The organism is Rathayibacter sp. VKM Ac-2928, assembly GCF_022815545.1.
GTDB classification, from domain to species: Bacteria; Actinomycetota; Actinomycetes; order Actinomycetales; family Microbacteriaceae; genus Rathayibacter; species Rathayibacter festucae.
On the sequence record NZ_JALGRU010000004.1, the window covers coordinates 64,593 to 78,251 of the forward strand.

Below are 13,659 nucleotides of genomic sequence, written 5' to 3' on the forward strand. Positions count from 1 at the left end.
CCGCACTCCGACTTCTCTGCACGGGAGACCACCGCCATGACGTTCCACCGCTCACGCCCCCTCCGACGATCGGGCACCGCCGCCGCCGCGCTCGCCCTCGCCTCCGCGCTGGCCCTCTCCGCCTGCTCGGGCGCCTCGGGCGCGGGCACGGCCGCCGACGACGCGACCCCCGTCGACGGCGGCCGGCTCTCACTCGCCTTCTTCCCCGACAACGCCGCGTTCTCCTGCGTCGACCCGTTCCAGACCTACTGGATCGAGCACCGCACGGTGATCCGCAACGTCGCCGACTCGCTCACCGACCAGGACCCGGAGACCGGCGAGATCCAGCCCTGGCTCGCGACCGACTGGAGCGTCAACGACGCGGGCACCGAGTACACCTTCGACCTGCGCACCGACGTCACCTTCTCGGACGGCACGCCCTTCACCGCGGAGAGCGTGAAGACCTCGTTCGACAACGACAAGGCGACCCTCGCGCAGCTGCCCTCGGCCTACGGAGGCGTCTACCTCGCCGGCTACTCGGGCACGGAGGTCGTGGACGCCGACACCGTGAAGGTCGTCTTCTCCACGCCCAACGCCGCGTTCCTGCAGGGCACCTCGACCACCAACCTGGCGATCCTCGCCGCCTCCTCCTACGAGAAGACGCCCGAGGAGCGCTGCCTCGGCGGGATCGTCGGCTCCGGCCCGTTCACGCTGACCGGCTACACCCCCGGCACCGGCATCACGCTGGACAAGCGCGACGGGTACGCCTGGGGCTCGGCCCTGCGCGAGAACACGGGGGAGGCGCACCTCGACGGGATCGACATCAGCTACGTTGCGGAGGACAGCGTCCGCGTCGGGCAGCTGACCAGCGACGAGATCGACATCGCCTGGCCGCGGAACCCGATCTCGGAGAACGACCAGGCCGTGATCACGGGCTCCGGCGACACGGTCGAGAGCCGCTCGCTGCCGGGCCCCGCGAGCAACTACTACCCGAACGTCGCCGAGGGGAAGATCCTCTCGGACGAGAGGGTGCGGCAGGCCGTGCAGAAGGCGATCGACCGCGACACCTACGCGACGACGGTCTTCGGCTCCGGCTACCCGGCCGCGACCAGCATCTACAACACGACGACTCCGTTCTACGAAGACGAGTCGTCGAAGCTCGCCTTCGACGCCGAGGGCGCGGGCGAGCTGCTGGACGAGGCGGGCTGGAAGCTCGGCGACGACGGCTACCGCTCGAAGGACGGGCGGCGGCTCACGCTCTCGGTGCCGATCGTCACCCAGTTCGGTGCCGGCGATCAGCTGATCCAGGACCAGCTGAAGCAGGTCGGCATCGAGCTCGAGCTGAACGTGATCACCAACGCCCAGCGCGCCGACGTGCTGAACAGCGGCGACTACGACCTGATCTCGACCTACTACACGCGGGCCGACCCGGGAGTGATCCAGTGGATCATCGACTCCCGCTACGCCGGCTCGAAGGCGCAGGCGACGAACGGCCTCGACGCCGAGCAGGCCGCGACCGTGCAGGCCCTGCTCGACGAGGGCGTGCAGACGGTCGACACCGCGGCGCGCGCCGAGGTCTACGGCGAGCTGCAGGACTACCTGATCGACAACGCTTTGGTCTTCCCGTTCGCCGAGCGGGTCCAGCTGGCGGGCGTCTCATCGGCGGTGCACGGCTTCCGCTTCACCTCGGAGGCGTTCGGCGACTTCGCCGACGCCTGGATTCAGCCGTGACCGCGCTCGGCTCGGCACCGGCGGCGGCGGCACCGGGGACCGCTCCGGGGAGACCGGGCGCTCGCTCGGCCCCCTCGGGCCTCGGCCGCTACCTCCTCGGCCGGCTCGGCCAGGCGGTGCTGGTGCTCTGGGCCGCGTACACCGTGACCTTCGCGGTGCTGTGGCTGCTGCCGAGCGACCCGCTGGCGCTCCTGCTCTCGGCCAACAACGTCGAGGTGGACTCGCTCACCCCGCAGCAGCTCGCCGAGGCTCAGGCCCGCTACGGCCTCGACCAGCCGGTCTGGCAGCAGTACGCGACGATGCTCGCGAACGCACTGCGGGGCGACTTCGGCACCTCGATCACCAAGGGGATCCCGGTCACCGACCTGATCGCGGAGAAGCTGCCCGGCACCCTGCAGCTCAGCGCCCTGGCGATCGGCCTCGCGCTGATCGGCGGCACCGTGCTCGCGTACCTGGCGGCGTACGTCCGCTGGGGGCCGCTGAAGACGGTGCTCGGCCGGCTGCCCTCCGCGGGTGTGGCGTTCCCCGGCTTCTGGATCGGCCTGCTGCTCATCCAGTTCTTCGCCTTCTCGCTGCACCTGCTGCCCTCCACCGGCAGCGCGACCCCGGCGAGCCTGATCCTGCCGGCGGTGACCATGGCGATCCCCACCTCCGCGATGCTCGCCCAGGTGCTGATCCGCAGCTTCGCGGACGTCGAGGCGGAGGCGTACATCACCACGGCCCGCGCCAAGGGCCTTTCCCGCGGCGCGGTGCAGTGGCGGCACGCCTTCCGCAACGCCTCGCTGCCGACGCTGACGATCCTCGGCATCCTGGCCGGCAACACCGTCACGGGAGCGATCGTCGCCGAGACGATCTTCGCCCGGCAGGGCATCGGCACGCTCGCCCAGGAGTCGGTGCTCACCCAGGACGTGCCGGTCGTCCAGGCGATCGTCGTGCTGGCGGCCGTCGTGTTCGTCGGCATCAATCTCCTGGTCGACCTGCTCTACCCCCTCCTCGATCCGCGCATCACCTCGACACCGAAGGCGAGCCGACCATGACTCTCGAACTCACCCGGCCCGAGGCGCTCGTCGTCCCCGAGCCGCTCACCCGCGCGGCGCACGGCCGGGGTGCCCGCCGCGTGCGGGTCCTCCGCCTGCTGCTGCGCCGCCCGGGCTTCGTGCTGGCGCTGGTCTTCGTGCTGTTCGTCCTGGCCTCGGCGATCGCTCCGGCGCTGTTCACCGGCGTCGACCCGACGGCGACCGCGCCGGCCGACAAGCTGCAGGCGCCGAGCCTCGCGCACCTCTTCGGCACCGACGAGCTGGGCCGCGACCTGTTCGCGCGGGTCCTGCACGGCGGGGCCTTGACGGTGCAGGCGACGGTGATCGCCCTCGCGATCGCCCTGGTCGGCGGGCTGACGCTCGGCGTGGTCTCCGGCTCCGCGGGCGGAGTGGTGGACGCGGTGATCATGCGGATCGTCGACGTGCTGCTGGCGATCCCGGGGCTGCTGCTCGCCCTGGCGATCGTGACGGCGATCGGCTTCGGCACGCTGCCGGTGGCGCTCGCCGTGGGGATCGGCATCCTGCCCGGCTTCGCGCGCACCACCCGCGCCGAGGTGCTCCGCGTGCGCACGCTGCCCTACGTCGAGGCCGCGCGCACCGGAGGGGCCAGCCGGCTGCGTGTGCTCGTGCGGCACGTGCTGCCCAACTCCTGGGGGCCGGTCGCCGTGCTGGCCGTGCTCGATCTCGGCACCGCGATCATCGCGATCGCCGCGCTGAGCTTCCTCGGCTTCGGCGCGGCGCCGCCCGCAGCGGAGTGGGGGACGCTGATCTCCAGCGGCCGCAACTACCTCGTCACCAGCCCGTGGCTGTCGCTGCTGCCGGGGCTCTTCGTCGGGCTGCTGGTCTTCGCGCTCAACCACGTGGCCAAGAGCCTCGAGGAGGTGCAGCGATGAGCGCCGGCGTGGTCCCCTCCGCAGGGCCCGCCGCTTCCGGCCCGCTCGTGCGGCTCGACCGCCTCAGCGTCGCCTACGGCGAGCGCACGGTCGTGCACGAGGTCTCGCTCGAGATCGCGGCCGGCGAGATCGTCGCCGTGGTCGGCGAGTCCGGCTCGGGCAAGTCGACGACCGCGAACGCCGTGCTCGGCCTGCTGCCCTCCGGCGGCCGGATCACCGGCGGCTCGATCGCGCTCGCCGGCGAGGACGTGACCCGTGCGGCCGAGAAGCGGCTCCGGCATCTGCGCGGCCGGTTCGTCGGCCTCGTGCCGCAGGACCCGATGGTCGGGCTCAACCCGACGCTGCGCATCGGCGCCCAGGTGGCGGAGGCGGTGCGCCTGCGCGGCGTCGACCGCCGCTCCGTCGACGCCGAGGTGCTCGAGGCGCTCCGGCAGTCGGGCATCGACGATCCGGAGCTGCGCGCCCGGCAGTACCCGCACGAGCTGTCCGGCGGGCTGCGCCAGCGGGCGCTGATCGCGATCGCGCTGGCCGGCCGGCCGCGGCTGATCATCGCCGACGAGCCGACCTCGGCCCTGGACGTCACCGTGCAGAAGCGCCTGCTCGATCACCTGCAGTCGCTGGTCCGCGAGCAGGGCATCGCGCTGCTGATCATCACCCACGACCTCGCCGTCGCCGCCGACCGGGCCGACCGCGTCCTCGTGCTGCGCGAGGGCCGGGTGGTGGAGCAGGGCCCGCCCGCGCAGATCCTGGTCGCGCCGCGGGAGGAGTACACCCGCGAGCTGCTCGCGGCGGCGCCGGGCCTGGGCGGCGAGCTCGTGCCGCGCTTCGAGCACGTCGAGCCCGCTCCGGAGATCGTCCGGGTCGAGAACGTCGTGAAGGACTTCGCGCTGCCGGGCCGCCGCCCGCCGTACCGCGCGCTCGACGACGTCTCGTTCTCGATCCGCGCGGGGCAGACCCTCGCGCTGGTGGGGGAGTCGGGCTCGGGCAAGACGACCGCGCTGCGGATCGCCCTCGGTCTCGAGCGGGCGTCGAGCGGCCGGGTGCTCGTGGAGGGGGAGGACCTCACCGCGGCGAGCGACCGGCAGTGGCGGCCGCTGCGCCGGCGGATCCAGCTCGTGCAGCAGAACCCCTTCGCCGCGCTCGACCCGCGCTTCACGGTGCTGGAGTCGGTCGTCGAGCCGCTGGTCTCGTTCCGGATCGGGGACCGCGCCTCGCGGCTGGAGCGGGCCCGCGAGCTGCTCGACCGGGTCGGGCTGCCCGGCTCCTTCCTCTCCCGGCTGCCGGCCGAGCTGTCCGGCGGTCAGCGCCAGCGGGTCGCGATCGCCCGCGCGCTCGCCCTCGGGCCGGATCTCGTGCTCCTCGACGAGCCGGTCTCCGCGCTGGACGTGTCCGTGCAGGCGCAGATCCTCGAGCTCCTGGTCGAGCTGCAGCGCGACCTCGGCGTCGCCTACCTCTTCGTCTCGCACGACCTGGCCGTCGTCGCCGAGGTCTCGCACGAGGTCGTCGTCCTCGACCGCGGGCGGGTGCAGGAGGCTGGGACCACCGCCCGCGTCTTCGGCTCGCCCGCCGCGGAGTACACCCGCACCCTGCTCGCGGCGATCCCCGGCCGAGCGGCGGTGCGCCCGTGAGCGGCCGCTTCCTCGTGATCGGCGGCGGGGCCGTCGGCTCGGTCCTCGCCGCGCAGCTGCACCTGGCAGGGCAGCCGGTCCTGCTCGTGGCGCGCGGGGAGCACCTGCGGCTCCTCCGCGAGAACGGGCTGCGGGTGCGCCGGCCCGCGGGCGACGAGATCGTCCGGCTGCCCGTCGCCGCCGGCCCCGCGGAGGCGGCGCCCGCGCGCGGCGACGTCCTCGTGCTCGCGGTGAAGGCGCAGGACGCGGAGGCGGCGCTCGCCGAGTGGGCCTGGACGCCGCTCGCCCGGGGCGGGGCCGGGGCCGAGCTGCCGGTGCTGACCCTGCAGAACGGACTCGCCACCGAGGACAGCGCGCTGCGCCGCTTCGCCGCGGTCTACGGGGTGTCGATCGGCATCGCCGCCAGCTTCCTGGTGCCCGGCGAGGTCGTCTCGCCCTCCTTCCCGACCGTGGGCGTGCTCTGGATCGGCCGGCACCCCGACGCCGCCGATCCGCGCGCGGAGGAGTACGCCGCGATCCTCCGCGACGCCGGTTTCGCCGCCCGCGCCGTGCCCGACATCGGTGCCTGGAAGGCCCGCAAGCTGCTCGCCAACGCGGCCAACGGCCTCGACCTGTTCGAGGGCCCGGCTGAGCAGCGCGCCGCCGCGCGCGTCCTGCTCGTCGCGGAGGCGCGCGCCGCCCTCGCCGCCAACGGCCTCGCGGTCGCTCCCGACGACGGCACGCGCCTCGCCGTCGATCCCGTGCCCGGCCACACCGCCGGCCGGCTGTCGACCTGGCAGAGCGCCGCCCGCGGCACGAGCAGCGAGATCGACCACCTCACCGGCGAGATCGTCCTGCTCGCCCGCCGCGTCGGCGTGCCCGCCCCACTGAACGAGCGCCTGCAGCTCCTGCTCGGCCTGCGCGGCCGCGCCGCGGCCGCCGCGCCGCTCCCGCTCGCGGACCTGCTCGCCCCCGTCCCCGTGCTCGTCGAGTAGCCCCGTCCTCATGCTGGTCGAGTAGCCCCGTCCTCATGCTGGTCGAGCAGCCCCACCAGGCCAGCCTCATGTTGGTCGAGTGGCCCCGCAGGGGCGTATCGAGACCCACCCCCTCCGCACACTCACCCGCCGGTACGCCCGCCCTACCAAGGAGCCCCCCATGACCCTCACCCACCCGCCCACCACCGCCCCCGCCGCCCGCGCCTTCGACGAGCCCGAGGGCATCGCCCCGCGCGGCACCCTCGTCGTCCTCGGCGGCCGCGGCGAGACCCCCGCCGTCTACGAGCGCTTCGGCAGCCGCATCGCCCGCGACGCCTACCGTGTCCGCGCCTTCGGCGACGCCACGGCCCCCGGCGTCCGCGACGCCGCGCTCGCCCTCCTCCGCGACCCCGCGACCATCGCCCCGCTCGTCCTCGTCGGCTCCGACGCCGGCGCGGCCGTCGCCCTCGAGCTCGCCGCGACGGAGCCGGTCGACGCCGTCGTCCTCGCCGGACTGCCCGTGCGCGCCGAGAGCGGCGGGGGGATCGGCGAGCGGACCGCCTGCCCGAACCACGCCGGCGTCCTCGAGCGCGAGACCGACTCCGCCGCGCGCGACGCCGCACTGCCGCCCGAGCTGCTCGCCGTCGCCGCCAGCGCCGTCACCGTTCCGCTGCTCGCGCTGCACGGCGCGGCCGATGCGATCAGCCCGCTCGCGGAGGCGGCCGCCGTCTACCGCACCGCCCCACGGGCCGAGATCCACGTCCTCGCCGACGGCCGCCACGACGCGCTGAACGACGCGACGCACCGCTCGGCCGCCGCGACGGTGGTCCTCTTCCTCGAGCGGGTGAAGGCGTCGGCCGCCGCCGCGCCGATCATCGAGCGGATCGCGGAGTGAGCGCGCTCGCCCCCGCCGTCGACCCCACCCCTGTCGAGATCACCGCCGACGTCCCCACCGCCGACCGCTCCGGCTGGTCCCCCGGCGGCACCCCGCTCGGCGTCGTGCGCGCCCGCTCGGTCGACGACGTCCGCGCCGCGCTCCGGCACGCCTCCGCCCACGGCATCCCCGTCGTCACCCGCGGCGCCGCCAGCGGACTCGCCGGCGGCGCCAGCGCGGGGGAGGGCGTCCTCGTCCTCGACGTCTCGGGCCTCGACCGCATCCTCGAGATCGACCCCGTCGACGGCGTCGCCCGCGTCGAGCCGGGCGTCATCACCGCCGATCTCGACCGCGCCGCCGCCGTGCACGGCCTCCTCTACGCCCCGGACCCCGGCAGCGTCGAGATCGCGACCATCGGCGGCACCATCGCCACCAACGCCGGCGGCCTGCGCGGCGCGAAGTACGGAGTCACCCGCGACGCCGTCCTCGCCCTCGACGTGGTCCTGGCCGACGGCTCGCTGGTCCGCCTCGGGCGCGACACCGTGAAGGGCGTCGTCGGCCTCGACCTCACCGCGCTCGTCGTCGGCTCCGAGGGCAGCCTCGGCGTGGTCGTCGGCGCGACCCTCCGCCTGCTGCCCCGGCCGCGGGCGACCGCGACCGCCGCCGCCTTCTTCGCCGACGTGGCCGCGGGCGCCGAGGCCGCCGTCGCCCTCGCCCGTGCGGGTCTGCGCCCGAGCGTGCTCGAGCTGGTCGACGACCGCACACTCGAGGCCATCGACGCCCTGCGCGGCTCGACCCTGGCCGGCCGCGGCGGCGCCTTCCTCCTGGTGCAGACCGACGGTTTCGGCGCCGCCGAGGAGATCGCCGAGGTGCGCGCGGTGCTCGCCGCGACCGCGCTCAGCGTCGAGACCACCCTCGACCCGGCCGAGGGCCTCGCCCTCGCGAGCGCCCGCCGCGACGCCCTGCCCGCGATCGAGGCCCGCGGCCGCGTGCTGATCGAGGACATCGCCGTGCCCCGCTCCCGCCTCGCCGAGGCGATCCGCCGCGTGCACGCCATCGCCGCGGACACCGGCGCCGACGTCTACGTCTTCGCCCACGCCGGCGACGGCAATCTGCACCCGATCATCCGCCTGCGCGACGACTCCGAGCGGTCCCGCCGCCAGGCCGACGCCGCGGCCGAGGCCGTCTTCGCCCTCGCCCTCGACCTCGGCGGCACCGTCAGCGGCGAGCACGGCGTCGGCGCCCTCAAGCGCGACTGGGCCCGCCGCGAGCTCGGCCCCGACGTCGTCGCCCTGCAGCGCGCGGTGCAGCGGGTCTTCGATCCGCAGGGCATCCTGAATCCCGGTACCGCGCTGTGAGCGCACCCCTCGAGAGGACCGACATGACCACCACCCTCCGCTCCGACGTGCTCGTCACCCCCGACGAGCTGGAGGCGGCACTCGCCTCGCCCGAGCCGCCGCTCGTCCTCGACGTGCGCTGGCGCCTCGACCGGCCCGACGGCCGCCCCGCGTACCTCGAGGGCCACCTCCCCGGCGCCGTGTACGTCGACCTCGACCACGAGCTCGCCGCGCACGGCGCCCCCGAGGACGGCCGCCACCCCCTGCCTCCGATCGAGGCGCTGCAGGAGTCGGCGCGCCGCTGGGGCCTGCGCCAGGGTCAGGCCGTCGTCGTCTACGACGACCTGAAGAACCTCTCCTCCGCGCGGGCCTGGTGGCTGCTGCGCGCCGCCGGAGTCGCCGACGTGCGCCTCCTCGACGGCTCGCTCCGCGCCTGGACCGCCTCGGGCCGCACCCTGGAGGCCGGCCCCGTGACGCCGGTCGCGGGCGACGTCGAGCTGGCCTACGGCGCCTTGCCGGTGCTCGACATCGACGAGGCCGCCGCGCTGCCGTCCTCCGGCGTCCTCCTCGACGCCCGCGCCCCCGAACGCTACCGCGGCGACGTCGAGCCGATCGACCCCCGCGCCGGCCACATCCCCGGCGCTCTGAACGCCCCCGCGACGGGCAACGTCGACGCCGACGGCCGCTTCCTCGACGCCGCCGCCCTGCGCACCCGCTTCGAGTCCCTCGGCGTCCGCCCCGACGCCCCGGTCGGCGTCTACTGCGGCTCCGGAGTCACGGCCGCCGCCGACGCCGTCGCCCTCACCCTCGCCGGCTTCGCCCCGTCCCTCTACCCCGGCTCCTGGTCTCAGTGGTCGAACACCCCCGCCCGCCCGGTCGTCACCGGCCCGGATGCCTGACCGGCCTCGGCCGCTCACGCGCAGCCCCTCCACGCCGGTCGAGCAGCGCACAGCGCGCCCCGAGCTGGTCGAGCAGTGTGCAGCGCGCCCCGAGCTGGTCGAGCAGCGCGCAGCGCACCCCGAGCTGGTCGAGCAGCGCGCAGCGCCCCCCATGCTGGTCGAGTAGCGCGCAGCGCGTATCGAGACCCACCCTCCGGGGGAGAGCCGACACCCGTGAGGACGTCGACACCGCGACGAGCCGACACGGGATCTCGATACGCGCCCTGCGGGCGCTCCTCGATCAGCATGAACTCCCTGCGCGCCGGCGTCGGCCGCAACGAGCGCGCTGTTACCGGGCGCGGGCCGAGCACGCGGCCGCCCCATGCAGGCGGAGAACGCGGGCGCCCCAAACGGGCGAAGAGCGCGGCCGCCCCATGCGGGCGAAGAAGGCGGGCGCCCCACGCAGGCGAAGTACGCGGCCGCCCCATGCTGGTCGAGTAGCGCGCAGCGCGTATCGAGACCCGCCCGCGACCAGACCATCAGCCGAGAGCCCCGCTCACCGCTCATCGCTCCGCAGAAGTCGTCGTACCGGCCACTCGGGTACGACGACTTCTGCGGACTCGCGGCCGCAGCCGCGGTCGGCGCCGCCGACTCCTCAAGAGTTGCGGTAGTCGAGCGCGACTACCGCAACTTGCGAGGAGTGGGCCGGCCGCCCCCCGGCGTCAGCCCAGGCGGGAGTGCTCGCCGAGGTGGTGCCACGTCCGGTTGTGGTACACCAGCGGCGCCGTGGCGTCGGAGTCGTCGGGGACGTGCGCCTCGAGGGCGTGCACGGCGACGATCGTCGACGAGCCGGCCTCCATGCGGTTGATGACGGTGCCGCGGATCCACGCGGACGCGCCGGGGAAGTACGGCTCGCCGGTGGGCAGCCGCGACCAGATCGAGGTGTCGGCGAAGCGGTCGATGCCGCTGGTCGAGCCGAGGCGGGCGAGGTCGAGCTGCTCGGCGCCGAGCAGGTGCACGACGAGGGTCTCCGACGCCTGGATGGCCGGCGAACTCGACGACGCCGAGGACAGCGAGAACACGAACAGCGGCGGCTCGGCGCTCACCGAGAAGACGGACGTCGCGGTCAGCGCGACCGGTCCGGTGCCCGGGTCGGCGGTGATCAGCGCGACCCCGGCGGCGTGGTTGCGGAACGCGAGCTTGAACTCCGCGGGCGAGAGCCCGGCGAAGGCGGCGTGCGGCCGGCCGTCAGCAGGCGCGGACCCGACGGACGCGGCAGGATCGGACGCGGCGGTGTCGGATGCGGTGGCGAGGTTCTCACGGCTCATCGGAGACTCCAGATCGATCGGGGATGCGGCGCGGAACGGGCCCGTCATCGCGCCGCAGCACGGCCCCTCCAGCCTGTCGCACCGGGCGGAGTCCGTTCGCCTCATTGCGGAGTATGACACTCCCGCCTCCGCCCCCCCCCGAAGCCCGCACCGCTCGTCCGATCTGCAGGCGACGCGACGGCGAGAGCCCTCCCAGCCGCCCCGGGGGCGGCACACCCCCCGGAACGCCTGCAGATCGAACACCCAGCACCCCCATCCCCGCGTCCGCTCCCCGCGCAACCCGTGGCACCCCCGCCCGCACGCGCGCAGACTCGACACCATGGCCCACCGCCCTCGCGAATCGAGCACCCGCCCCGAGAACAAGACCTGCGCCTCCTGCGGCCGCGAGATCGAGTGGCGCGCGAAGTGGGCGCGCGACTGGGAGAACGTCCGCTACTGCTCCGACGCCTGCCGCCGCCGCGGCGTCGGCCCGGAGGAGGCGCGCCTCGAGGAGGAGATCCGCACCGTCCTCCTCGCCCGCGCCGCGTCCGCCACCGCCTGCCCGTCCGAGGTCGCCCGCCGCGTCGGGGGAGAGGAGTGGCGGCCGCTGATGGAGCCGGTCCGCCGCGCCGCCCGCCGCCTCGTCGACCGCGGCGAGATCGACATCGTCCAGGGCGGGCAGATCGTCGATCCCTCCCGCGCCAAGGGCCCGATCCGCCTGCGCCGCCGACCCGGGGGACCGCTGTCGCCCGACGGCGGCGCCCGCTAGCCTCGCTGACATGCCCAGCAGCGACGCCATCGTCCTCACCGTCCCCGGACCGCACGGCGACCGGGAGGTGCGCGTCTCCAGCCCTGGCCGCGTGCTGTTCCCGGAGCCGGGCATCACCAAGCGCGAGGTGGCGGAGTACCTGATCGCGGTCGGCGAGGCCTTCGTCGCCGCCAACGGCGACCGGCCGATCTCCCTGCAGCGCTTCTCCTCCGGCATCGACGGCGACCAGTTCTTCTCGAAGAACCCGCCCAAGGGCGCCCCGGAGTACGTCCGCTCCGTCCCCGTCACCTATCCGAGCGGCCGCGTGCACCCGCAGCTCGTGATCGACGAGCCCGCCGTCGCCGTCTGGGCCGCGCAGATGAACACCCTCGTCTTCCACCCGTGGGCGTCCCGTGCCGAGGACTCCGACCGGCCCGATCAGCTCCGCATCGACCTCGACCCGCAGCCGGGCACCGATGTCGCCGACGCGGTCGTCGCGGCGCACGCGCTCCGCGAGGTGCTGCGCGAGGCGGGCCTGGAGTCGTTCGTGAAGACCTCCGGCAACCGCGGGCTGCACGTGTTCGCGCCGATCGTGGCCGAGCACGAGTTCCTCGACGTGCGGCACGCGGTGATCGCCGCCGGCCGCGAGCTCGAGCGCCGGATGCCCGAACAGGTCACGACGGCGTGGTGGAAGGAGGAGCGCGGCGAGCGGATCTTCGTCGACTTCAACCAGGCCAACCGCGACCGCACGATGGCGGGCGCCTACAGTCCGCGTCCGCTCGCGCACGCTCCGGTCTCCTGCCCGGTCGAGTGGGAGGAGCTCGACGGGATCGATCCGACCGCGTTCACGATCCGCACCGTTCCCGAGCGCCTGAGCACGACGGGCGACCCCTGGGCGCGGATGCACGACGCCCCCGGCACGCTCGACGCGCTGCTCGGCTGGTGGGAGCGCGACCTCTCCGCGGGCCTCGGCGAACTGCCCTTCCCGCCCGACTTCCCGAAGATGCCGGGCGAGCCGCCCCGCGTCCAGCCCAGCCGCGCGAAGAAGCCGGCGGCGGCGTCCGGGGAGGACGCCGCCGAGTAGCGTCAGCCCAGCACGTCGCCCAGGTCATACGCCGTGGGCTGCTCCAGTTGCGCGAAGGTGCACGAGCCGGCGTCGCGGTCCGGCCGCCAGCGCTCGAACTGCACGGTGTGCCGGAACCTCGCCCCCTCCATCTGGTCGTAGCGCACCTCGAGCACCCTCTCCGGTCGCAGCCGCACGAACGAGGTGTCGCGGCTCCCGGAGAAGCGGCTGCGCTCGCCGTCGCCGCGCACCGCCTCGCTGTCCGCGCCGCGCTCGACGACGTCGGCGAGCTCCTCGATCAGCTCGACCCGCCGGGCGTCGGTGAAGGCGGAGGCACCGCCCACCTGCCGCAGCGTCCCGTCGGTGTCGTACAGGCCGAGCAGCAGCGAGCCGAGCCCGGGCTTCGAGGTGTGCTCGCGGTAGCCGATCGCGATCACGTCGGCCGTCCGGTGGTGCTTGACCTTGAGCATGGTCCGCTTGCCCGGAGCGTAGGGCGCGGCCAGCGGCTTCGCGATCACGCCGTCCAGCCCCGCGCCCTCGAACCGCTCCAGCCAGTCGCGGGCGAGCGCCTCCTCGGCGGTGGTCCGGCCAAGATGCACCGGCGGAGTCACTCCGTCCAGCAGGGCGGCGAGCGCCTCGCGCCGCGCCGAGTACGGCTCGTCGAGCAGGCTCCGGCCGTCCACGGCGAGCAGATCGAAGGCGACGAGCATCGCCGGGGTCTCGGCCGCGAGCGTCGCGACGCGGCTGGCTGCCGGATGGATGCGCTGCGAGAGCAGCTCCCAGTCCAGCCGCTGGGCGCCGCCGGGCCCGGTCGCCAGCACGATCTCGCCGTCGAGGACGCAGCCGTCGGGCAGCAGCCGCAGGAACGCCTCGACCAGCTCGGGGAAGTAGCGGGTGAGCGGCTTGGAGCCGCGGCTGCCGATCTCGCAGACCCCGCCGGAGACGGAGACGATGGCGCGGAAGCCGTCCCACTTCGGCTCGTAGGAGTAGCCGCCGTCGACCGCGTCCTGCGCGGGCACCGCGGCGACCGCCTTGGCGAGCATCGGGGCGAGGGGGAGGGGGAACGGGAGGTCCATCCTGTGATCATCCTCGCCGCGGCGGCCCCGGCGCACCCCTCCCGCAGAGGCTCCTCCCCAGGGTCGAGCGCGTGACGAACAGATCACAAGCGCCACTCCCGGTACCTTTCGCGCCAGCGGATACGGAAGACTGCGCCTCATGAGCATGTGGGGAC

General features: G+C 74.6%; 12 protein-coding genes. 10 read left to right on the forward strand and 2 right to left on the reverse strand.

Annotation, left to right across the window (positions count from 1 at the left end; genetic code table 11):
• Window positions 1-36: 36 nt before the first annotated feature.
• From MT350_RS14820 to MT350_RS14855, 8 genes are all read left to right on the forward strand, one after another.
• Window positions 37-1,710, forward strand: a complete 1,674-nt coding sequence (locus tag MT350_RS14820) for an ABC transporter substrate-binding protein (protein ID WP_243599849.1) — start codon at window positions 37-39, stop codon at window positions 1,708-1,710.
• Entirely contained in the window at window positions 1,707-2,747 is a 1,041-nt protein-coding gene (locus MT350_RS14825; protein WP_243599850.1) for an ABC transporter permease, read from the forward strand. Before MT350_RS14820 ends, MT350_RS14825 begins: the two co-directional genes overlap by 4 nt.
• A complete protein-coding gene (locus MT350_RS14830; RefSeq protein ID WP_243599851.1) occupies window positions 2,744-3,640 on the forward strand; it encodes an ABC transporter permease in 897 nt (298 codons plus the stop codon). The genes MT350_RS14825 and MT350_RS14830 overlap by 4 nt, the downstream gene beginning before the upstream one ends.
• The gene (locus MT350_RS14835) at window positions 3,637-5,268 is read left to right on the forward strand and encodes an ABC transporter ATP-binding protein (protein WP_243599852.1); all 1,632 of its coding nucleotides are present in this window, start codon (window positions 3,637-3,639) and stop codon (window positions 5,266-5,268) included. Before MT350_RS14830 ends, MT350_RS14835 begins: the two co-directional genes overlap by 4 nt.
• Window positions 5,265-6,242, forward strand: coding sequence for a ketopantoate reductase family protein (locus tag MT350_RS20515; RefSeq protein ID WP_243599853.1), 978 nt, complete (start codon window positions 5,265-5,267; stop codon window positions 6,240-6,242). Before MT350_RS14835 ends, MT350_RS20515 begins: the two co-directional genes overlap by 4 nt.
• A gap of 160 nt (window positions 6,243-6,402) precedes the next feature.
• Window positions 6,403-7,116: an alpha/beta hydrolase gene (locus tag MT350_RS14845; protein WP_243599854.1), complete on the forward strand. Its 714-nt coding sequence runs from the start codon at window positions 6,403-6,405 to the stop codon at window positions 7,114-7,116.
• Window positions 7,113-8,453, forward strand: a complete 1,341-nt coding sequence (locus tag MT350_RS20520) for an FAD-binding oxidoreductase (RefSeq protein ID WP_243599855.1) — start codon at window positions 7,113-7,115, stop codon at window positions 8,451-8,453. The genes MT350_RS14845 and MT350_RS20520 overlap by 4 nt, the downstream gene beginning before the upstream one ends.
• A gap of 23 nt (window positions 8,454-8,476) precedes the next feature.
• Window positions 8,477-9,331 carry a sulfurtransferase gene (locus MT350_RS14855; RefSeq protein ID WP_243599856.1) on the forward strand — a complete coding sequence of 285 codons (855 nt, stop codon included), beginning with the start codon at window positions 8,477-8,479 and terminating at the stop codon, window positions 9,329-9,331.
• Between the two features lie 701 nt (window positions 9,332-10,032).
• On the opposite strand, the gene MT350_RS14860 is transcribed toward MT350_RS14855, so the two are convergent.
• Window positions 10,033-10,638 (reverse strand): flavin reductase family protein, encoded by a 606-nt coding sequence (locus MT350_RS14860; RefSeq protein ID WP_243599857.1) that lies wholly within the window; start codon window positions 10,636-10,638, stop codon window positions 10,033-10,035.
• A gap of 319 nt (window positions 10,639-10,957) precedes the next feature.
• Between MT350_RS14860 and MT350_RS14865 the strand changes: the two genes are divergently transcribed.
• Together MT350_RS14865 and ligD are read left to right on the forward strand one after the other, a co-directional pair.
• Window positions 10,958-11,386, forward strand: a complete 429-nt coding sequence (locus MT350_RS14865; RefSeq protein ID WP_123732960.1) for a DUF2256 and DUF3253 domain-containing protein — start codon at window positions 10,958-10,960, stop codon at window positions 11,384-11,386.
• 10 nt (window positions 11,387-11,396) lie between these two features.
• A complete protein-coding gene (gene ligD, locus MT350_RS14870) occupies window positions 11,397-12,449 on the forward strand; it encodes a non-homologous end-joining DNA ligase (protein WP_243616235.1) in 1,053 nt (350 codons plus the stop codon).
• Between the two features lie 2 nt (window positions 12,450-12,451).
• On the opposite strand, the gene MT350_RS14875 is transcribed toward ligD, so the two are convergent.
• Entirely contained in the window at window positions 12,452-13,504 is a 1,053-nt protein-coding gene (locus tag MT350_RS14875) for an ATP-dependent DNA ligase (RefSeq protein WP_243616236.1), read from the reverse strand.
• Window positions 13,505-13,659: the final 155 nt, after the last annotated feature.

Bases quoted from the DNA above. Each gene is read 5' to 3' on its own strand.
- MT350_RS14835 (WP_243599852.1), top strand. From the start codon at position 3,637: ATGAGCGCCGGCGTGGTCCCCTCCGCAGGGCCCGCCGCTTCCGGCCCG.
- MT350_RS14875 (WP_243616236.1), bottom strand. From the start codon at position 13,504: ATGGACCTCCCGTTCCCCCTCCCCCTCGCCCCGATGCTCGCCAAGGCG.
- ligD (WP_243616235.1), top strand. From the start codon at position 11,397: ATGCCCAGCAGCGACGCCATCGTCCTCACCGTCCCCGGACCGCACGGC.
- MT350_RS14845 (WP_243599854.1), top strand. From the start codon at position 6,403: ATGACCCTCACCCACCCGCCCACCACCGCCCCCGCCGCCCGCGCCTTC.
- MT350_RS14830 (WP_243599851.1), top strand. From the start codon at position 2,744: ATGACTCTCGAACTCACCCGGCCCGAGGCGCTCGTCGTCCCCGAGCCG.
- MT350_RS14860 (WP_243599857.1), bottom strand. From the start codon at position 10,638: ATGAGCCGTGAGAACCTCGCCACCGCATCCGACACCGCCGCGTCCGAT.
- MT350_RS14865 (WP_123732960.1), top strand. From the start codon at position 10,958: ATGGCCCACCGCCCTCGCGAATCGAGCACCCGCCCCGAGAACAAGACC.
- MT350_RS14855 (WP_243599856.1), top strand. From the start codon at position 8,477: ATGACCACCACCCTCCGCTCCGACGTGCTCGTCACCCCCGACGAGCTG.
- MT350_RS14820 (WP_243599849.1), top strand. From the start codon at position 37: ATGACGTTCCACCGCTCACGCCCCCTCCGACGATCGGGCACCGCCGCC.